The following is a 19,345-nucleotide window of genomic DNA, read 5'->3' on the forward strand; positions in this document are numbered from 1 at the left end:
CTTGATCCTCACGCTTTCACCAGGCGCGCCGCGCCCTCGCCGCGCCAATGGCCGGCGCCGGTGACGATCGCCTCCTTGGCCTGCCCCGCCGAGATGGCGGCCGCGGCCAAGGCGACGGAAACCGGGAATGCGGCCTCCACGGCATGGCCGACGAGATCGCCCGTCGCGACGCGCCTGGCTTGCGGCAGCGCAGCGATGACCGAAGCCTCTTCCGCCGTGATTCCGGCGGCGCCGGTCGCGGCCGAGACCGCCAGGGCGCCGGGCGCAATCGCGCCGAAGCCGGAGAGCAGCCCGTTCAGGGCCGCCTCGACCGTGCCGGGCTGGCGCTTCGAGCGCGTCGCAGCAACATGGCTCAGCCGAGCATGGATCTTGGCGCCGCGCGCGGCGGCGCGCCCGGCCGATTCGAGCACCAGGAAGGCTCCGGCGCTGCCGGTGATGAGGCCCGGCGCTGCCTCGCGCGCGAAAACCGGGGCAAATTCGCCCTTGCGCAGATAGCCGCCGAGTTCGAGCAGCAGCAGCATGTCGCGCCGCTCGGCATTATAGGCGCCGCCCACCAGCATGACCTCGGCCTGGCCGGCCGCGATGCGGGCATGCGCGGTGCGGATGGCGTCGACGCCGGCCTGCTCCTCGCCCATGAAGGTGCGCGAGGCGCCGGTGACGCCGTGGACGATGGCGATATTGCCGGCCAGCAGGTTCGAGAGCTGGGCGAGGAAGAGCGTGGGGCGCAGATCGCCCATCAGGCGCTCGTTCAGAAAGGCTCCCGGCTCATTGGCGCCGCGCAGGCCGGTGAGGATGGCGCCGTCGACGGCATGGTCGCGCTCGCCGCCGCCGGCGGCGACGATGACCTGCAGCACGCTCTTGGCCTCGGCATCCTCCTTCAGCCCCGCATCATCGAGAGCCAGGCCAGCGGCGTAGACGCCGAGCCGCTGCCAAGGCTCCATCTGGCGCTGATCCGATTTCTTCGGGATCTGGCGGTCGAGTTCGAGCGGCTTCAGCGGGTGCAGCGGATAGGGCGCGAAGCTTATGGCGTCGGTATTCGGCGCGGCGCCGGATGCCAGCGCCTGGGCATGGGTCTCCAGCCCCTCTCCGAGACTGGACGCCAGTCCGATCCCGGTGATGACGACGTCGTGCGGGTTCATCGTGCAGGCTCCGGCTTGAGGCCGATTGTTTTGATGCGGCTTTCCATCAGCGTGCGCATGTCGGCGGGGAAAGGCATCAGTCGGAACCGCAATTCAGCGTCGCAGATCGGCTTGCCGGCGATTGTGATCTTTGCCTTGGTGGCAGCGTAGCCCGACCCCTCGATCACCAATTCGGCGGAGACGTCGAGAACGGCGTCGGGCTCGACGAAGGTGCGGAAACGCGCCTTGTCGACGGTCATCAGGAAGGGCATCTGGGTCAGCCCGTTCAGGCCCAGCAGCAGATAGCCGGAGGCCTGCGCCATCGTCTCGGTCAAGAGGACGCCGGGCACGAGCGGGTGGCCGGGGAAATGACCTTCGAAGACGGGGCTCGCACTCGCAGACGGCACGGTCGAGCGCGTAACGATGCGCTTTTCCGAAGGTTCGAATGCGACAACCGTGTCGATCATATCGAAATATTCGAGGCGCATGCGATCCTTGGCCTTGTCGGGCGCGCCCGGAAACGGCGCGCGCCCGCGCCGCGGACCGAAGTCTCCGCGCGCGGGCTTGCATATGCTCTATCGGGAGAGTGTGCCCGGCTCAAGGCCGAGCGCAGATCAGGCCGGCTTCAGGCGCTGAGCCTGCCGCCGACCTCAGGCCTCCCAGCGACCTTAGGCCTTCTTGGCGGCCACGAGCTCGTCGATGCGCTTGCACAGGTTCTCGAGCACGAAATACTGCTCGGCCGGCGCCTTGCCCTCGTTGACTTCCTGGGTCCACTGCTCGAGCGGCAGCTTGATGCCGAAGGCCTTGTCGATCGCGAAGGCGATGTCGAGGAAGGCGAGCGAGTCGATGCCGAGGTCTTCGATGGCGTGGCTCTGGGGCGTAATCTTTTCGCGCGGAATGTCGCAGGTCTCGGAAATAATGCCGGCGACCGTCTCGAACGTGGCGGACATGCGGGTGCTCCCGTCTTGAATGATGATGGCGGGCGACATCCGGGCGCGGGGATCCCGCGCCTGCCCCAAGCCCCCCGCCGAGGATGACTGTGACGCCCCCTTACACCGGGGGCGGAAAGAGAACAACCTTGCGCGCCGAGAAGCGCGTCATGGCCGGGCTTGACCCGGCCATCTCTTGCTGAGGTGCCTCTTGCGGAAAGAGGTTCTCGGGTCCGCGCATCGCGCGGCCCGAGAATGACGTGCCGGGATCAGGCCGCGATGCCGCGCAGCACGTATTGCAGGATGCCGGCGTTCTTGAAGTAGTCGATCTCGTCCAGCGTATCGATGCGGCAGAGAATCGGCACCTTCTTGACCTTGCCGTCGGCCGAGGTGATCTCGGCTTCCAGCATCTGGCGCGGCTTCACGGTGGCGAGGCCCTTGATGGTCACGGTCTCGTCGCCCTTGAGATCGAGCGAAGCCCAGCTCGTGCCTTCGGCCAGTGTGAACGGCACCACGCCCATTCCGACCAGGTTCGAGCGGTGGATGCGCTCGAAGCTCTGGGCGATCACGGCCTTGACGCCGAGCAGGTTGGTGCCTTTCGCCGCCCAGTCGCGCGAGGAGCCATTGCCGTATTCGACGCCGGCGAAGACGACCAGCGGCACTTTCTCCTGCTGATAGCGCATCGCCGCGTCATAGATCGGCAGCTCTTCCTTGCTGGGATAGTGGATGGTGTAGCCACCTTCGCGCCCGTTGGGACCCATCATGTGGTTGCGGATGCGGATATTGGCGAAGGTGCCGCGCATCATCACCTCATGGTTGCCGCGCCGCGTGCCGTACTGGTTGAAGTCGGCGACTTCGACGCCGTGCTCCATCAGATACTTGCCTGCGGGCGAGGCCGCCTTGATCGAGCCGGCCGGCGAGATGTGGTCGGTGGTGATCTTGTCGCCGAACAGGCCCAGGATGCGGGCGCCGACGATCTCGGTGACGGGCTTGGGCGTCTTGCTAATGCCCTCGAAATAGGGCGGGTTCTGCACATAGGTCGAGGCGTCTTCCCAGGCATAGGTCTGGCTCTGGGGGGTCTTGACCTTCTGCCAGTTGGCGTCGCCCTTGAAGACGTCGGCATATTTCGCCTTGAAGATCGCCTTGGTGACGTTCTTGGCGATGAAGGCCTGGATTTCCTTGTTGGTCGGCCAGATGTCCTTCAGGAAGACCGGCTTGCCGGTCTTGTCCATGCCGAGCGGCTCGGTGGTCAGATCGAGCTGCACCGAGCCCGCCAGGGCGTAGGCCACGACCAGCGGCGGCGAAGCGAGGTAGTTCGCCTGCACGTCGGGCGAGACGCGGCCCTCGAAATTGCGGTTGCCGGAGATGACGGCGGCCGCGATCAGGCCCTGCTCGTTGATGGTCTTGGAGATCTCCGCCGGCAGCGGCCCGGAATTGCCGATGCAGGTGGTGCAGCCGAAGCCGACCAGGTTGAAGCCGAGCTTGTCGAGATCCTTCTGCAGGCCGGCCTTGGCGAGATATTCCGCCACGACCTGCGAGCCGGGGGCGAGCGAGGTCTTGACCCAGGGCTTGACCTTCAGGCCCTTGGCGACCGCGTTGCGGGCGAGCAGGCCCGCCGCCATCAGCACCGAGGGGTTGGAGGTGTTGGTGCAGGAGGTGATCGCGGCGATGACGACGTCGCCATGGCCGAGGTCGAAGTTCTTGCCCTCGACCTTGACCCGGCGAGAGAGCTCGACGCCCTTCTTGTATTCGGTGTCCATCGCGGCGGCGAAGCCGGATTTGATGGCGCCGAGATCGGCGCGGCCTTCCGGGCGCTTGGGACCGGCCATCGAGGCCTTGACCGTGGTCAGGTCGAGCTCGAGCGTGTCGGTGAAGACCGGGTCGGGCGTCGCGCGGGTGGCGAACAACCCCTGCGCCTTCGAGTATTTCTCGACGAGGGCGACGCGGGCCGGCTTGCGGCTGGTGGTGTCGAGATAGTTCAGGGTCTCGGCGTCCACCGGGAAGAAGCCGCAGGTCGCGCCGTATTCAGGGCCCATATTGGCGATGGTCGCGCGGTCGGCGAGCGTCAGCGCGTAAAGGCCGGGTCCGAAGAACTCGACGAATTTGCCGACGACGCCCTTCTTGCGCAGCATCTGGGTGACGGTCAGCACGAGGTCGGTCGCGGTGATGCCTTCCTTGAGCTTGCCGGTGAGCTTGAAGCCGATGACCTCGGGCAGCAGCATCGATTGCGGCTGGCCCAGCATGGCGGCCTCGGCCTCGATGCCGCCGACGCCCCAGCCGAGCACGGCCAGACCGTTGACCATGGTGGTGTGCGAATCAGTGCCGACCACGGTATCGGGATAGGCAACCTCGACGGTCTCGGTCTTCTTGCCCTTCTTCACCTTCTCCTTGCCCGTCCAGACGGTCTGGGCGAGGTATTCGAGATTGACCTGGTGGCAGATGCCGGTGCCGGGCGGGACGACGCGGAAATTGTCGAAGGCGAGCTGGCCCCATTTCAGGAAGCGGTAGCGCTCGCCATTGCGCTGATATTCGAGGTCGACATTGGCTTTAAGCGCCTTGGGCGAGCCGAATTCGTCGACGATGACGGAGTGGTCGATGACGAGATCGACCGGGACCAGCGGGTTGATCTTCTTGGGGTCGCCGCCGAGCGCCTTGACGCCGTCACGCATCGCGGCGAGGTCGACTACGGCGGGCACGCCGGTGAAGTCCTGCATCAGCACGCGGGCGGGACGGAAACCGATCTCCTTGCCGGCCTTGCCCTTGTCGTCGAGCCAGCCGACGAAGGCCTCGATATCGGCCTTGGTGACCGAGCGGCCATCCTCGAAGCGCAGCAGGTTCTCTAGCAGAACCTTCATCGAGAAGGGCAGCTTCGAGATGCCGGGCAGGCCGTTCTTCTCGGCGATCTTGAGGGAGTAGTAGACGTATTTCTTGGTGCCGACGGTCAAGGTTTTGCGGCATTTGAAGGAATCGAGCGAAGCCATGCGGGCTATCCTGATCAAGGGGTTGCGGTCGCGAGCCGGTGAGCCTTGCGGCTTTGCCGGATCGAAGGCCTAATGCGCATGACGCGCGCGCCGCCTCGGGAGTGCCCGAGCCCCGCGCCGGATCGGCGTGCGGCGTAGCCACGGGTTCTATAGAGCAATTCCAAGAAGCCCGCTACATGTACCGTATGAGCTCGGCGATGACTTTGACGCTTGGGAAGACGCTTTAGCCTTGCCGCGATTTTTATTCCCCGAGCTCGTCCTGAAGGCCGAGAATCTCAGCTGCCGGCGCGGCGGGCGCTTGATTTTCGAGGGCTTGAGCTTCCGGCTCGGTAACAGCGAGGCGATCGCGCTGACCGGGCGCAACGGCGCCGGCAAGTCGAGCCTGATCGCGATGCTGTGCGGCCGGCTGCGGCCCGCCGGCGGCGAAATGCGAATCGAGGGTGCTGAAGATGCGCCGCTGGCGGAGCTCAGCCATCTCGTCGGCCACCGCGACGGGCTGAAGGTCACGCTGACGGCGCAGGAGAACCTCGTCTTCGCGCAAGCTCTGCTCGGCGAAGCCGGCGCGTCGCCGCAGGATGCGCTCTCGGCCGTCGGCCTGCCGCATGTCGCCGGCCTGCCGGTGGGTTATCTCTCGGCAGGGCAGCGCCGCCGCGTCGCCCTGGCGCGGCTCCTGGTGTCGCGGCGGCCGTTCTGGCTGCTCGACGAGCCGATGGCGGCGCTGGACGCGGCCGCGCAAGCGATGCTGGCCGGGCTGATGCGCGATCATCTCGCGCAGGGCGGCGCGATCCTGGCGGCAACGCATGGGCCTTTGGGGCTCGAAACCGCGCGCGAATTGAGGATCGGGCCGTGATCCGCGCCTTCCTCGCCATCCTGAAGCGCGACCTCTTGCTCGCCTCGCGCGCCGGCGGCGGCGGGGAACTGGCGCTCGTCTTCTTCCTGACGCTGGTCGTGCTGGTGCCGTTCGCGCTCGGGCCCGATCTCAACCTGCTGTCGCGAATCGGCCCGGCCATCCTTTGGCTGGGCGCGCTGCTTTCGACGCTGATCGGGCTCGACCGCCTGTTCCAGAGCGACGAGGAAGACGGCTCGCTCGATCTGATCCGCGCCTCGGCGCTCCCGCTCGAGCTGAGCGTTCTGGCCAAGGGGCTGGCGCATTGGCTGACGACCGGCCTGCCATTGGCGCTGGCCGCGCCGCTGCTCGGCCTCCTGGTCGCGCTTCCGGCCGAGGCGATGCTGCCGATTGCTGCGACGCTGCTTGCCGGAACCCCGGCGCTGAGCTTCATTGGCGCGGCGGCGGCGGCATTGACGGCCGGCCTGCGGCGTGGCGGCCTGATCCTGCCCGTCCTGGTCGCGCCGCTGACGATTCCGGTGCTGATCTTCGGCGTCTCTGCCGCCAACAGCGCGCTGGGCGGCACGGTGCCGTTCCTGACGCCGTTCCTGATCCTCTGCGCGCTCTCGCTGGGATCGATCGTGATCGGTACGGTCGCAGCTGGGGTGGCGCTGCGCCAGGCGGATTAGGACAAGGCTGGTGGCTCGGCAGGGTGCGCCCCGCGATCACCAAACTCCAGGGCGCAGCCGCAAAGAGCGGCAGCCCGCGCCACCATGTCGGCGATGTCTTCGAGCGCGACGTTCTGATCTTCGTGCTTGCGGCGGATGCTCTCGGCCGTCGCAAAAACATCCAGAACCAGTGACTGGTTGAGGCTGAGTCTGACGGTTTCCTTGATGTCGTCTTGGATACTGCTGGATAGCTGGATCAGCATGGCTGGCCCTCCTGTTCATGATCGAACATGGGGTCGACGTTGGCTCGACGCAACCTAAAAATGGAGAAAATTATTATACATTTCAATTAGTTAGTATTACACGCCGATGGCGATACGAAGGCCTTTGACGGTGTCGACGGCAATGGCTGCAACGCGGCCATGGGCGCTTCCTAAGCAAGAGCCGGCCCATTGGCCGTCCGTGCCGACGGCTAAACCATTGCTTTTTGAGCGGCTTGTTGATTTGCCTGAAAACGCGATTATACATCCACTTACTCATTTGGTTACTCATTTGGCTCGCGGAGAGAAGGGCGATGGCTGAGCTGGAACGTGCCGACAGGCTTCAGATCATGCTGAACCAGGACGAACTGCGCGCAGTCGAAGACTTTCGCTTCGAAAAGCGAATGCCGAGCCGCGCCGCCGCCGTTCGCGAATTGCTGCGGCGCGGGCTGGAGTCGGAGGGCTTCGGTCTTGCTCCGGAAGGCGTCCGATCGCGCGACTTTGGCGTCGTCAGCGGTAATGGATCCGAGGCATCGTCCCCGCAAAGCGAGGACTGACCCGACCGCTACGACGCGATTTGCCGCGCGCGTCGTGGATTGTTGAGATGCGCCGTCGTTGCTAGATCAGGTTCGAGTTCCGGCATCCGCCGGATGAGGACAAGCCGATCGCGATGACATGGCCAGCCTGATCGATTTCGCGAATCCGACGCGCTTCATGCGCCTGTCGGGCACGCTGCTGCCGTGGATGACCGGCGCGGCCATGCTGCTGCTCGCGCTCGGCTTCTATCTCGCCTGGTTCGTCGCTCCGGCCGACTACCAGCAGGGCGAGACCATCCGGATCATGTTCGTGCATGTCCCGGCCGCTTGGCTCGCGCTGATGTTCTACACGATGATGGCGGTCTCCGGTCTCGGCACGCTGGTCTGGCGACATCCCCTGGCGGATGTCGCCCAGAAGGCGGCGGCGCCGATCGGGGCGTGCTTCGCATTGATCTGCCTGCTCACCGGCGCCTTCTGGGGCAAGCCGATGTGGGGCACCTATTGGGTTTGGGACGCGCGATTGACCTCGGTGCTCGTGCTCTTCCTGATCTATCTCGGCATCATTGCGCTGTGGCGCGCGCTCGACGATTCCGCCCGGGCCGGGCGGGCGGTGGCGATCCTGACGCTGGTCGGCTTCGTCAATGTGCCGATCATCAAATTCTCGGTCGACTGGTGGAATACGCTGCATCAACCGGCTTCGGTGTTCCGCGCGGGCGGGCCGACGATCCACCCCTCCATGCTGTGGCCGTTGCTGATCCTGGCGCTTGGTTTCACCTTGCTGGGCCTGGGCCTGCATCTGGTGGCGATGCGGGCCGAGATCATGCGCCGGCGGGTGCGCACGCTGACGATCCTGGAAGCCGAGCGGCTCGACCGGCTGGCGGCGCAGGCGTTGCCGGTATGAGCGCGCTCATGAGCGGTCTTGGGCCCCATGCCGGTTTCATTCTGGCGTCCTATGGCGCGGTCGTCCTGATCCTCGGCGGCCTGATCATGGCGATCCTCTTCGATCACAGGGCGCAGAAGCGTGCGCTTGCAGCGTTGGAGCAGCGCGGCGCGGGCCGCCGGTCGGACAGGGCATCGTCATGAGCGAGATCGAGGTTCAACCCCGTCGCCGCTCGCCGCTGGTTTTCCTGATTCCCCTGATCCTGTTCGGCGCGCTGGCGCTGATCTTCGCGGTCGGCCTGTTTTCGGGCGACGCCAGCAAGGTGCCCTCGGCCCTGATCGGAAAGCCTGCCCCAGTGATCACGCTGTCGCAGCTCGAGGGGCTGCAGCGCGACGGGCAACCCGTGCCGGCTTTCGCGATGGCGGATCTGGCGAAGGGGCGCGCCACCCTCGTCAATGTCTTTGCCAGTTGGTGTGCGCCCTGCCGGGTCGAGCACCCCTTCCTGGTGGCTATGGCCGAATCGCCTGCGGTGAAGGCCGGAAAAGTCGCGCTGGTGGGGATGAACTACAAGGATGAGGCGGAGAACGCCCGGCGCTTCCTGGGCGCGCTCGGCAATCCCTATTCGGCTGTCGGCGTCGACCGAAGCGGGCGCGCGGCGATCGAATGGGGCGTCTATGGCGTGCCCGAGACCTTCCTGATCGGCCCGGACGGGCGGATCCTGGAAAAGCATGTCGGGCCGCTCGATGCACAAGCCGCCGGGCGACTGCTGACGCGAGCGGCGGCAGGGAAGTGACGGCATGCTCGGGCTTGAGTCCCGAGCTTCTCTCGTAAGAGAAGTTCCGATGGAGATTCCCCGGGCCTGCGCTTGGGGCCGATCGCAGATCGGACCCGAGGGCTTCGCCCGGGAACGACAATCTTACGCGGCGCGCTTGCCGCTCATCAGGCTTGCGAACATGCCGCGCCCGTCGATGCCGCCGGTCAGAGAATCGATCAGGTTCTCGGGGTGCGGCATCAGGCCGAGCACGTTGAGCTTGGGCGAATAGATGCCGGCGATGTTGTTCTGCGAGCCGTTCGGGTTGGCGGCGGCGGTGACCCGGCCCTGCGCATCGGCATAGCGGAAGGCGACGAGGCCTTCACCTTCGAGACGTGCCAGGGTCTCGGTGTCGGCAATGTAGTTGCCCTCGCCATGGGCGATGCAGACATCGATGACCTGGCCCTTGGTGTAGGCGTTGGTGTAGGGCGTGTCGGTGCGCTCCACGGTCAGATGCTGACGCTTGCAGACGAATTTGAGGTCGGCGTTGCGCATCAGGATGCCCGGCAGGAGCCCGGCCTCGCAGACAATCTGAAAGCCGTTGCAGATGCCCAGCACATAGCCGCCGCGCTCAGCATGGGCGCGGGTCGCGTCCATGATGTTGGCGCGCCCGGCGATGGCGCCCGTCCGCAGATAGTCGCCATAGGAAAAGCCGCCGGGCAGCACCACGAGATCGGTGCCTGCCGGCAATTCCGTGTCGGCGTGCCAGATATGGGCGACGGTCGCGCCGGCCTGCTTCAGCGCCTTGGCGACATCGCCGTCGCGATTGGAGCCTGGAAAGGTGATGACGGCGGCTTTCACGGGGTCTCACTCCTCGGCTTGCGGTCGCGATAGCGCGCCGCATCGATCGTCATGACGGCAGGCGCGCCGTTGCGTTGCACCGCGCTCAGCCCGTCCTCTCTCATGCCGAGCTTGGTGTAAAGAGCCATGCCGCGCGCATTATGCGGCCAGACGCGCAACCAGGCCTTTGCAGCGCCCAGTTCGTCGAAGATCAGCGCGAGCGCATGGTCGAGCAGGGCGCGGCCATGGCCACGGCCCTGGCTCAGGGCCGCGATCCGGCGCACCAAGACGGCGCTGGCGGCGGGCGCGATCTCCTGCAGGATCACGAAGCCTATGACGGCATTGTGGGAATCGAGTGCGACGATATAGCGATGGCTCGGCTCGGCCAGTGCCGCGAGATGCTCCTCGCGGCTCCAGCGCCCGACGGTGTCGTCGTAGCCGGGCTGGCGTTCGCAAGCCATGATCGCATCGACGTCGTCATGGGTCGCGGGGCGGAGCGAGATAGTCGCGGTCGCTGCCGGCTGGGGCGCGATTCCCATCATGGCGTGATCGATTCCAGGAGTTGAGAGCATTGCTCATGCGAAAAACCGGTACCCGCTTTTTCGCGCAATGCTCGGACTCGCGAGGCTGCCGGTCAGGCGCCGATCTCGACGCGGTAGTTCTCGATCACGGTGTTGGCGAGCAATTTCTCGCAAGCCGTCTTCAGCGCGGCTTCGGCGGCAACGGCATCATGGCCGGCAAGCTCGATGTCGAAGACCTTGCCTTGGCGGACGGAATCGACTCCGGCGATGCCGAGTGATTTCAGCGCGCCCTCGATCGCCTTGCCCTGCGGATCGAGCACGCCGGTCTTGAGGGTGACGGTGACGCGGGCTTTCATGAGGTTCTCCGGACGCTTGTTGCGCGTGGCCTAGAGCCGGATGATTTCAGATGGAATCACGAACTGTTCCCATCTGAAATCTGAATCCGTCTCTTATCAAACAGTTAGAGCAGGATCGACGCGAAAAACCGGTTCCCACTTTTTCGCATCCTGCTCTAGCGGCGAATCGATGCCGGCTCAACCTCTCCCACGCGGTTTCACGTGAATCAGCGGTCGCGCCAGGCCGCGCGCGCCTGGCTGCGGGCGGCGTCGGGATCCGGGCTCACGCCCAGCGCCAGCTTCAGGCGAGAGCCGTCGCGGCCCGACAGAATCGCGGTGACGGCGCGCTTGCCGCTTGCGTCGCGGGCGCGGATCTCGACGAGCAGGCCCTGGACGCCATCCTCGCTGAAGCGGGAGACGGTCGTCGTGCTCTTCGGAGCAGTCGGCTTTGCCGGCTTTGCCGTCTTTGATGTCTTGGCCGTCTTGCTCGCTTCCTTGCTCGCCGGTCTGGCGAAATCGCGCGCCAGCCGCGCCGGGTCCGTCGCCAGCGTCTTCTCCATCGCATCGGCCTCGCGGCCTTCCAGCGTGATCAGCGCGGCGAAGCCCTGTTCGGTGCAGGTCGCGCGCGGGCAGAACGCCATCGCCTTCGCCGAGACCCCATCATTCAGGACCCAGGATTCGATCGGCAAGGGTTGCCAGCCGTGCTCGGCCGGGAGTTCGGTGATGCCGAAGCCGTAATGGTTGCTGCAGCCGGCGAGCAGCAGCGCGCCCGCCAGCGCCAGGGCGACATGAAAACGGGAGCGCGAAGGCTCCCGTTTCAGTCTTGAGATCTGTTCGCGACGAAGGCTCACGGCACCAGGCGCAGCGCTTACTGCACCAGCCGGGGGCCCGCCGGTCCGACCTTCTCGTTCTCGCCCAGAATGCCCAGGCGGCGAGCGACTTCGGTATAGGCCTCGATCAGCCCGCCCATGTCGCGGCGGAACCGGTCCTTGTCCATCTTGTCCTTCGACTTGATGTCCCAGAGCCGGCAGGAATCAGGGCTGATTTCGTCGGCGACGACGATGCGCATCATCTCGCCTTCCCAGAGCCGGCCGCACTCCATCTTGAAGTCGACGAGGCGGATGCCGGCGCCGAGGAACAGGCCGGACAGGAAGTCGTTGACGCGGATGGCCAGCGCCATGATGTCGTCGATCTCCTGGGGCGTGGCCCAGCCGAAGGCGGTGATGTGCTCTTCGGAGACCATCGGGTCGTTCAGCGCGTCGTTCTTGTAGTAGAACTCGATGATCGAGCGCGGCAGCTGGGTGCCTTCCTCCAGCCCGAGACGGGTGGAGAGCGAGCCTGCGGCGACGTTGCGCACCACGACTTCGAGCGGAATGATCTCGACCTCGCGGATGAGCTGCTCGCGCATGTTCAACCGGCGGATGAAATGCGTGGGCACGCCGATATCGTTGAGATTGGAGAAGATGTGCTCCGAAATCCGGTTGTTCAGCACACCTTTGCCGTCGATCACTTCATGCTTTTTGGCATTGAAGGCGGTCGCGTCGTCCTTGAAATGCTGGATCAGCGTACCGGGCTCGGGTCCTTCATAGAGGACCTTCGCCTTGCCTTCGTAAATGCGACGGCGGCGATTCATTGGGATGTACCGTGGCTTGAGGAAATCCATAGGTCGGCCTTTCTCTGGTCGCGGTCGCCCGCGGCGGGATCGGGGCCCCTGATCAGCCGGTCCTGCGCGATCTGCGCTGATTCCGATTCTTAGGCGGGATCAGCCTAGACCGCATGGCCGGCCGGCTCAATGCGAAGGCGGCCGCCAAGGCCGTCTTCGCGCCCGCTATATGGGGCTTCTGCACTGCAAACGCAACAAATCCGCTCTGGAGGCCTTGACGCAGGGATCATGAGCCTGCTGGCGATCGGGCGCGGGAGCATTCCGCTCTGGCTCTGGGCGGCCTGCCGTCCTATATGGCTCAGAACCAAGCCTTCCCGAGCCCTTTTCCAGCGCGCGCCCCGCGAGAGGACTTAAAAAATGTCGACATTCGATCAGCGCAAGGACGCCTTCGAGAACAAATTCGCCCATGACGAGGAGCTACGCTTCAAGGCGACGGCGCGGCGCAACAAGCTGCTCGGTCTCTGGGCCGCCGAGAAGCTGGGCAAGAGCGGCGCGGAGGCGGATGTCTATGCAAAGGCCGTCGTGGTGGCCGATTTCGAGGAGGCCGGCGACGAGGACGTCGTGCGCAAGGTCAAGGCCGATTTCGCGGCTGGGGCGGTGACGGTCGGCGACGCCGAAATTCGCCAGATCATGGCCGAGCTCCTGGTCAAGGCAGCTGAAGAGATCCAGGCCGGCCGCTAAGTTCCACTAGAAAACCAAAGAGTTGCTGGTGGTTTTGATGATTCCGACATTTGCTCCGAGCCCGATATAGAATGGTGAGAAAATGTCGGAATCAAACCACTAGGGCGTGCTGCCGGACAAAGTCAGGATGCCGGCAAACGCAGGACGCATGTGAGACGGGCGCATGGGCGCCCGTTTGCTTTTGAGCGTCGCCCCGGTTCAATTTGGGCGACCCGCCATCCCCCAAGAGCGGGCCCCAGAACCGGATGAACGCCATGTCGAAGCCCACCGTGCTCTCCTCGCTCGCCGACCGTCTCGCCAAAGGCGACAAGATCCTCTCGGCCTGGTCGAGCATTCCCGAGCCGAGCGTCAGCGGCATTCTTGCTCAGGAGGCATTCGACGCCGTCACGCTCGACATGCAGCACGGTCCGATCACGCTGGGCGAGGTCATCCGCGCGATTCCGCTGATCAATGCGGCGGGCAAGCCGGCGCTGGCGCGTCTTCCGGTCGGCGAGTTCCAGAACGTCTCGAAGCTGCTTGATGCCGGCGTTTCGGGCGTGATCGCGCCGATGATCAACACGATGGAGGATGCGCGCCGTTTCGCCGCCTATTCCAAATACCCGCCGATGGGCGAGCGCAGCTGGGGCAGCTACGGCGCGCTCGGCACCTCCGGGCTCGATGCGAACAGCTATTTCAAGGCGGCCAACGGCTTCTCGCTGTCCTTCGCGATGATCGAGACGCGCGAGGCGATCGCCATCCTCGACGACATCCTGGCGCTTCCCGGCATCGATGCCGTTTTCGTGGGGCCTTCCGATCTTTCGATCGCCCTGTCGGGTGGCGCGCTGGTCGATGCAACGATTCCCGAGGTCGATGAAGCGATCCGCCACATCGTTGCGCGGGCGTCGGCCGTCAACAAGCCGGTGGCGATCTATGCCCAGTCGGCGGAGCGGGCGAAGGATTTCTTCGCGCTCGGTGCCAGGATGGTGACGCTGATGAGCGATACCGGGCTGATGCGCGCCGGCGCCCAGGCGGCGATCAAGACGATCAGGGGCTGATCCGAGCGCTCAAGCGTTGATGCCTTCGCGCTTCTTCAAGGCGGCGTAATAGGCCCAGAGCAAGCGCGCTGCAACGCCGCGCCATGGCCGCCAGGCTTCGGCCAGCGCCGCGAGCTCGGCGGCTTTCGGACGGGCCGGCAGGCCGAAGGCCTGCCGCGCCGCCTCCTGGATCGCGAGGTCGCCGGCGGCGAAGCCGTCGCGATGGCCGAGGCAGAACAAGAGGTAGATATCCGCCGTCCAGGGGCCGATGCCGGAGACGGCGGTCATGTGCTCATGCACGGCCTCGGGCGTGGCGGCCTCCAGCGCCTCGAAGCGCAAGCTGCCTTCGACGAGGGCTGCGGCGACGGCGCGCAAGGTGCGCTGCTTGGGCCGCGAGAGGCCCGACAAGCGCATCTCCTCGTCGCTGGCCGCCAGGACGCGCTCCGGCGTCAGGGGCGCGAGCACGCTCTCGACGCGGGCCCAGACGGCGCGGGCGCTCGCCACCGACAATTGCTGCGAGACGATGATGGCCGCCAGCCCCGCGAAACCGCCGGGGCGGCGGCGCAGCGGCGGCAGACCGACCCTGTCGATGATCCCAGCCCAATGCGGCTGCAGCGCGCGCAGCGCGGCCATGCCTTCCTCGAGATCGGCGTCGCAGGTGATCAGGTTCATGACGGGCTGATGGAACGGCATGGGCGAGACGGGGATTGTCAGCAGCGCAGCGTTGCGACCTTGGCGGCTGTCGGTGAGACCATAGGGCGTTTTCGAGCGAAGCGGATACCTTCGGCGCGAAGAACACGCATGAGAACAAGGAGCTAGAGGAATTTCCGATCCAATTGAATCAGAAATTGCTCCAGGGCCCGATGACTTCATATGGGTCACAAGATGATCCCAAATGAAATCTGAATCCGCTTCTCATCCAAGAGCGAGAGCAGGATGCGAAAAACCGGTTCCCACTTTTTCGCATCCTGCTCTAGACGAGGCGGATGGCAGCGTCCTCCCCCGATTTCGCAGAGCCGGTGTTCCGCTTCGCGCCGAGCCCGAACGGACGGCTGCATCTTGGCCATGCGCTGTCGGTGCTGACGAATGAACGGCTGGCGCACAAGCTGGGCGGACAGCTGCTGCTGCGGATCGAGGATATCGACGTCACCCGCTGCAAGCCGGAATTCGAGGCGGGGATCAGGGAGGATCTGGCCTGGCTCGGTCTGCGCTTCGACGGCGCGGTCCGGCGGCAATCCGAGCATTTCGAGCGCTATGCCGAGGTGGTGGGGGGACTGCAGGCGCGGGGGCTGGTCTATCCCTGTTTCTGCTCACGCCAGGTGATCAAACGTGCGGTCGGCTTGCGCCAAGCTTGGCCGGTCGACCCCGACGGCGCGCCGCTTTATCCCGGAACCTGCCGCGCATGCGATCCGGCCGAGGCCGCGACACGCATCGCGGCCGGAGAGCCGCATGTGCTGCGATTGGCGATGGACCATGCGATCGCGACTGTGGGCGGGGCGGCCGGCTATGTCGCTTTCTACGAGGCGGGACATGAACGGCTCGTCGCCGTGCAACCGGCCCGCTGGGGCGATGTCGTGCTGGCGCGCAAGGAGGTGCCGACGAGCTATCACCTCTCGGTCGTGCTCGACGATGCGCTGCAAGGTGTGACCCATGTCGTGCGCGGGCGCGATCTCGAAGCGGCGACCGACATCCATGTCGTGCTGCAGCGGCTGCTCGGCCTGCCGACGCCGCGCTATCATTTCCATCCGCTGTTGAGCGACGAGACCGGGCAGAAGCTGGCGAAGAGCCGGCTCTCGGAAAGCCTCGCCGATCTCCGGGAGCGCGGCGTCACGGCCGGCGAGATCAGGGCGCAGCTAGGGTTCGGCTGAGCGGCCTCCCGTCATCGCAATGACGGTTTGCGTCGTCAGCTCACCCCGAGCCAGGTCAGCCAGGCCGTGGTGGTGAAGAGCGAGAGCATGGTCGAGAGCGCGATCGCGCTGGAAGCGTCGGCGACGCCCTGCTTATAGCGCTCGGCGAAGAGATAGGCGTTGATGCCGCAGGGACAGGCGGCGAAGAGCACGGCGACGCCCGACCAATGCGCCGGCATCTGGAAGACCATGGTCGCCAACGCGTAGACGATCAGCGGATGCAGCCCGAGCTTGAGCCCGCTCAAGACGGCGGGCAAGGCGAGGCCCGATGTCAGGCCGTAGCGCCGCATGGCGATGCCGAGGCTGATGAGCGCGCAGGGCACGGCGGCGCCGGCCAGGAGGTCGACGATCGTCCAGAGCGGCTCCGGAATCACGCCGATGACCGGGCGCGCCGCCGAGCCGAGCAGGATGCCGATGATGATCGGGTGCGTGAACAGCCGCCTGATCATCATCTTGATCGAGGCCGAGCGGCCCTCGGCGAGCAAGGTGGCGATCGTCATCGTGACCGGCAGATGGACCGCCAGCAGCAGACCGAGCGGCACGGCGCCGGCGTCGCCATAGGCTTTCAGGATCATCGGCACGCCGACGAAGACGGTGTTGGATTGTGCGGCGGCGAAGCCCGAGACGACCAATTCGGGACCCTTGCGGGCAAAAATGCGGCTCGCGATCAGCATGGCGAGCGCCCAGACGATGGCGAGGCCGGTGAAATAGGCGATCCAGTAGCCCCAGGGCTGGGTGGCCGGAATATCCGCCTTGGCGAGCGTGCGGAAGAGCAGGCAGGGCAGGGCCAGGACGAAGACGAAGTCGGAGAGGCCCTCGCCGGTGGTCTCCCGCACGATCTTGGCCCAGCGCGCGAGATAGCCGAGGCTGATCAGCCCGAAAACGGGCAGGACGACGATGAGGGCGGCGAGCATCGGCCTAATTCGCAGGGCGGGAGCGGGACAGGCTTTCCCGGTGTGCCCTCGCCGGCGCTAAGTCAAGCGCCGGGTGCGACTCAGCATCGCCTCGACGGCTCAGTCATGCGCTCAGCGCAACTGTGCGACCGTGCCGCCGGCCCTCACGATCAGGCCCTGGATCTCGTCGCGCTGGCGCTTGAACTCCGCCAGAGCGCCGCCCTGGAGTTCACGGCCGCGCGGCACGCGGATCTTCATCGGATTCACGAAGTTGTCGTTGACCTTGACCTCGTAATGCAGGTGCGGGCCGGTCGAGAGGCCGGTCGAGCCGAGATAGCCGATAATCTGGCCCTGCCGCACCCTTGCCCCTGGCACGATGCCGTTGGCGAAGTTGGACTGGTGCGAATAGGTCGTGACATAGCCATTGGCGTGCTGGATCTCAGTGTGCTTGCCATAGCCCGAGGACCAGCCGGCGCTGATGATCGTGCCGTTGCCCGCCGCCAGGATCGGCGTGCCGATGCGGTTGGCCCAGTCCACGCCGGTATGCATCTTCGAGTAGCGCATGATCGGGTGGTAGCGCATGCCGAAGCCCGAGCGCATCTCGCCTTCGGCGATCGGCTTGCGCAGCAGGAATTTCTTCAGCGAGCGGCCGTCCTCGTCGAAATACTCGATCAGCCCGTCCTCGGGCGCCTGGTAGCGGAAGACGCGGCGGGTCTCGCCGTTGATGGTCAAGGCGGCCGACAGGATCTCGGCGCGCTCGCCTTCCTCCTCCTCGGTGAAGATGACCTCGAGGTTGTCGCCGCCGCGCACCCGCTGCTGGAAATCGACGTCATAGGAGAAGATGCGGACGAGCTCATCGACGAGCGGGCGCGGCATCTCATGGCGCAGACCGGTCTCGTAGAGGCTGTCATAGAGCCTGGCGCCGGCGCTGCCGCCGCCTTCCTCATCATCCTCCTCGTCCTGTGCGTCGCCGGTCTTGCGCTGCGGGCGCTGCGGGCCGACCAGCTCCTGGCGGGGCAAGGTCACGGAGACGAAGGTGCCGGCGTCGTTGATCGCGACCGTGCCGTCGGGCTGGCCCGCGGTCAGGAAGGAGACGCGCACGATCTGTCTGACATCGCCGGGGCGCGGGCCGGGCGCGAAGAGAACCTGCAGGACCTGGCCGTCGGGGAGGGCCGAGATGCGGACCTTGCCGCCAAAGGCCTGCATCATGCCGCGGATCTGGTCCTGGTTGGCGCCGGCAGCCCGCATGGTCTGCTCGAAATTCTCGCCGCGCTTGGCGATCACCAGCTTCTCCTCGACCAGCGGCTCGCGCGAGGCGGGGATCGGGGTCTTGGGCGCGTTGGTGACGTTCTCGGGAACGACGCGGACCTCGATGCCGGAAAAGCGCGTATCGCTCGGCGCATAGGCCAGGAGGTCGCCGGCGGTCGGGGCCGCGCCGGTGAGGGTGCGGCTCAGCATCAATTGCGGCGGGATCGGCAGGCTGCGCTGCCGCCCGGCCGCCGCGGCATTGGCGCGCTCTTCCTCCATCTGGGTGATGACCTCGGCGTCGCCGAGCTGGGCTTTGCCGTCGGGGACCTGGATATCGGTCAGGTCGCGCTTCACGATGGTCACGTCGGCATCGGGGAGATCCTGTACCGGCTCGGCGTAGCGTTCGCTGGGCTGGCCGCCCTCGGCGAAGAGCCGCAACGGGTTGAAAGGGGGGATATTGGTCGCGTAGACGCCGGTCGTCATCGACAGGTTGGATGCGAGCCGGATGAAGGGCCGGACGCGGATGACCTCACGGTCCCCGAGCTTTTGCGACATCGGAGCGCGCACCGCCTGGCGTGCGCCGATCACGGGTTGCTCGGCCACGAGCTTGTCGGCCTTGCGGGCTCCGCCGCCGGCACCGGCGCCCGAGGAAGCACGCGCCGTCACTGTCTCAGGCTGCTCGGGAAAGCTGGTGTCGCCGCGCATCGCGATCAGAATGGCGGCGCCGAGCAAGGCCGCGCCGCAGGAGCCGACGAGCATGCAGGCGAAGAGCCAGCGCACCGAGATGCCGCGGCGGTCCTGCAATTGATGCGCGGAGCCGTCGGGCCGGATCGGCGGCTCGATCCCGAGATCGATCAGCAGCGCCGCGGCCTCGGGGGCGAGCCGTTCTGCTGGGGTGTTGAACTCGGGATGGGCGTTCATCGTCTGGCGTCTTGATCCGTCTCTATCCGCACCTGCAAGCCTAGCCATGCGGACAAACCAGCCGCCGCGCGCGAGAGCCTCGCCTGCTCAGGCTGGGAGACCATGCCCGCGCGGCGGCGCGGAATCAATCGCGCAACGAGCGGCAGGCGCTCTCATGGCCTTGGATTGCGGCTGTTTACGGGCGCCTCGCGCGCGGTCTCGCGCAAGCGCTCGCGTACGCGCGCGGTTTAATAAGTCCTGCCCACAGCGGAGGCGCGGGCCGCCCAAAAAAATGGCCCTCTGTCTAAAAAGTTTCACGATGGTTGTTGACAGGGTTGGGAGGTGGGGCCTATACAGCGGCCATCGAGACGGCGACGCCGCTGGCGCCGCCGCCT

22 protein-coding genes are annotated in these 19,345 nt (G+C 66.0%); 9 read left to right on the top strand and 13 right to left on the bottom strand.

Annotated features, from left to right (window positions below; translation table 11 throughout):
- Window positions 1-8 precede the first annotated feature (8 nt).
- The 4 genes from CYD53_RS27585 to acnA all read right to left on the bottom strand — a co-directional run bounded on the left by CYD53_RS27585 (window position 9) and on the right by acnA (window position 5,028).
- On the bottom strand, window positions 9-1,139 hold the full coding sequence (locus CYD53_RS27585) for a beta-ketoacyl-ACP synthase (RefSeq protein ID WP_103721290.1): 1,131 nt from the start codon (window positions 1,137-1,139) through the stop codon (window positions 9-11).
- Window positions 1,136-1,606, bottom strand: coding sequence for a 3-hydroxyacyl-ACP dehydratase FabZ family protein (locus tag CYD53_RS27590; protein WP_103721291.1), 471 nt, complete (start codon window positions 1,604-1,606; stop codon window positions 1,136-1,138). The genes CYD53_RS27585 and CYD53_RS27590 overlap by 4 nt, the downstream gene beginning before the upstream one ends.
- 180 nt (window positions 1,607-1,786) lie before the next feature.
- Window positions 1,787-2,068, bottom strand: coding sequence for an acyl carrier protein (locus CYD53_RS27595; RefSeq protein ID WP_092178340.1), 282 nt, complete (start codon window positions 2,066-2,068; stop codon window positions 1,787-1,789).
- Between the two features lie 248 nt (window positions 2,069-2,316).
- The gene (gene acnA / locus CYD53_RS27600) at window positions 2,317-5,028 is read right to left on the bottom strand and encodes an aconitate hydratase AcnA (RefSeq protein ID WP_103721292.1); all 2,712 of its coding nucleotides are present in this window, start codon (window positions 5,026-5,028) and stop codon (window positions 2,317-2,319) included.
- 229 nt (window positions 5,029-5,257) lie between these two features.
- Here acnA and ccmA point away from each other — a divergent pair, with 229 nt between their 5' ends.
- Entirely contained in the window at window positions 5,258-5,878 is a 621-nt protein-coding gene (gene ccmA, locus CYD53_RS27605; RefSeq protein ID WP_245928458.1) for a heme ABC exporter ATP-binding protein CcmA, read from the top strand.
- Entirely contained in the window at window positions 5,875-6,543 is a 669-nt protein-coding gene (ccmB, locus tag CYD53_RS27610) for a heme exporter protein CcmB (protein ID WP_103721293.1), read from the top strand. Before ccmA ends, ccmB begins: the two co-directional genes overlap by 4 nt.
- Here ccmB and CYD53_RS27615 read toward each other — a convergent pair.
- Window positions 6,540-6,785: a hypothetical protein gene (locus CYD53_RS27615; protein WP_103721294.1), complete on the bottom strand. Its 246-nt coding sequence runs from the start codon at window positions 6,783-6,785 to the stop codon at window positions 6,540-6,542. The two genes, ccmB and CYD53_RS27615, sit on opposite strands and share 4 nt — an antisense overlap.
- A 311-nt stretch (window positions 6,786-7,096) precedes the next feature.
- Here CYD53_RS27615 and CYD53_RS27620 point away from each other — a divergent pair, with 311 nt between their 5' ends.
- The 4 genes from CYD53_RS27620 to CYD53_RS27635 all read left to right on the top strand — a co-directional run bounded on the left by CYD53_RS27620 (window position 7,097) and on the right by CYD53_RS27635 (window position 8,991).
- Entirely contained in the window at window positions 7,097-7,339 is a 243-nt protein-coding gene (locus CYD53_RS27620; protein ID WP_103721295.1) for a hypothetical protein, read from the top strand.
- 118 nt (window positions 7,340-7,457) lie between these two features.
- On the top strand, window positions 7,458-8,219 hold the full coding sequence (locus tag CYD53_RS27625; protein ID WP_103721296.1) for a heme ABC transporter permease: 762 nt from the start codon (window positions 7,458-7,460) through the stop codon (window positions 8,217-8,219).
- A gap of 8 nt (window positions 8,220-8,227) precedes the next feature.
- A complete protein-coding gene (gene ccmD, locus CYD53_RS27630) occupies window positions 8,228-8,401 on the top strand; it encodes a heme exporter protein CcmD (protein ID WP_103721312.1) in 174 nt (57 codons plus the stop codon).
- On the top strand, window positions 8,398-8,991 hold the full coding sequence (locus CYD53_RS27635; RefSeq protein ID WP_103721297.1) for a DsbE family thiol:disulfide interchange protein: 594 nt from the start codon (window positions 8,398-8,400) through the stop codon (window positions 8,989-8,991). Before ccmD ends, CYD53_RS27635 begins: the two co-directional genes overlap by 4 nt.
- A 123-nt stretch (window positions 8,992-9,114) precedes the next feature.
- Here the strand turns inward: CYD53_RS27635 and purQ are convergent, their stop codons facing one another.
- The 5 genes from purQ to purC all read right to left on the bottom strand — a co-directional run bounded on the left by purQ (window position 9,115) and on the right by purC (window position 12,308).
- Window positions 9,115-9,810, bottom strand: a complete 696-nt coding sequence (purQ, locus tag CYD53_RS27640) for a phosphoribosylformylglycinamidine synthase subunit PurQ (protein ID WP_103721298.1) — start codon at window positions 9,808-9,810, stop codon at window positions 9,115-9,117.
- Window positions 9,807-10,331 (bottom strand): GNAT family N-acetyltransferase, encoded by a 525-nt coding sequence (locus tag CYD53_RS27645; protein WP_181012054.1) that lies wholly within the window; start codon window positions 10,329-10,331, stop codon window positions 9,807-9,809. Before CYD53_RS27645 ends, purQ begins: the two co-directional genes overlap by 4 nt.
- Window positions 10,332-10,423: 92 nt before the next feature.
- Complete coding sequence (purS, locus tag CYD53_RS27650; protein ID WP_092178360.1) at window positions 10,424-10,666, bottom strand: phosphoribosylformylglycinamidine synthase subunit PurS; 243 nt, start codon at window positions 10,664-10,666, stop codon at window positions 10,424-10,426.
- 206 nt (window positions 10,667-10,872) lie between these two features.
- The gene (locus CYD53_RS27655; protein WP_103721300.1) at window positions 10,873-11,496 is read right to left on the bottom strand and encodes a hypothetical protein; all 624 of its coding nucleotides are present in this window, start codon (window positions 11,494-11,496) and stop codon (window positions 10,873-10,875) included.
- A 17-nt stretch (window positions 11,497-11,513) separates the two neighbouring features.
- A complete protein-coding gene (purC, locus tag CYD53_RS27660; protein ID WP_069689009.1) occupies window positions 11,514-12,308 on the bottom strand; it encodes a phosphoribosylaminoimidazolesuccinocarboxamide synthase in 795 nt (264 codons plus the stop codon).
- A gap of 357 nt (window positions 12,309-12,665) precedes the next feature.
- Between purC and CYD53_RS27665 the strand changes: the two genes are divergently transcribed.
- On the top strand, window positions 12,666-12,989 hold the full coding sequence (locus CYD53_RS27665; RefSeq protein WP_103721301.1) for a DUF1476 domain-containing protein: 324 nt from the start codon (window positions 12,666-12,668) through the stop codon (window positions 12,987-12,989).
- 254 nt (window positions 12,990-13,243) lie between these two features.
- Window positions 13,244-14,023, top strand: a complete 780-nt coding sequence (locus tag CYD53_RS27670; protein WP_069689007.1) for an HpcH/HpaI aldolase family protein — start codon at window positions 13,244-13,246, stop codon at window positions 14,021-14,023.
- Between the two features lie 9 nt (window positions 14,024-14,032).
- Here CYD53_RS27670 and CYD53_RS27675 read toward each other — a convergent pair whose 3' ends face one another.
- Window positions 14,033-14,674: a DNA-3-methyladenine glycosylase family protein gene (locus CYD53_RS27675; RefSeq protein WP_245928459.1), complete on the bottom strand. Its 642-nt coding sequence runs from the start codon at window positions 14,672-14,674 to the stop codon at window positions 14,033-14,035.
- 314 nt (window positions 14,675-14,988) lie between these two features.
- On the opposite strand from CYD53_RS27675, the gene gluQRS reads away from it, so the two are divergent.
- Window positions 14,989-15,870, top strand: coding sequence for a tRNA glutamyl-Q(34) synthetase GluQRS (gene gluQRS, locus CYD53_RS27680; RefSeq protein WP_103721304.1), 882 nt, complete (start codon window positions 14,989-14,991; stop codon window positions 15,868-15,870).
- Between the two features lie 35 nt (window positions 15,871-15,905).
- On the opposite strand, the gene CYD53_RS27685 is transcribed toward gluQRS, so the two are convergent.
- Window positions 15,906-16,823: an AEC family transporter gene (locus CYD53_RS27685; RefSeq protein ID WP_103721305.1), complete on the bottom strand. Its 918-nt coding sequence runs from the start codon at window positions 16,821-16,823 to the stop codon at window positions 15,906-15,908.
- Window positions 16,824-16,934: 111 nt separating this feature from the next.
- Window positions 16,935-18,971 carry a M23 family metallopeptidase gene (locus tag CYD53_RS27690; RefSeq protein ID WP_103721306.1) on the bottom strand — a complete coding sequence of 679 codons (2,037 nt, stop codon included), beginning with the start codon at window positions 18,969-18,971 and terminating at the stop codon, window positions 16,935-16,937.
- Window positions 18,972-19,345: the final 374 nt, after the last annotated feature.

It is taken from the genome of Allobosea psychrotolerans, from assembly GCF_002917105.1.
Taxonomy (GTDB): domain Bacteria; phylum Pseudomonadota; class Alphaproteobacteria; order Rhizobiales; family Beijerinckiaceae; genus Allobosea; species Allobosea psychrotolerans.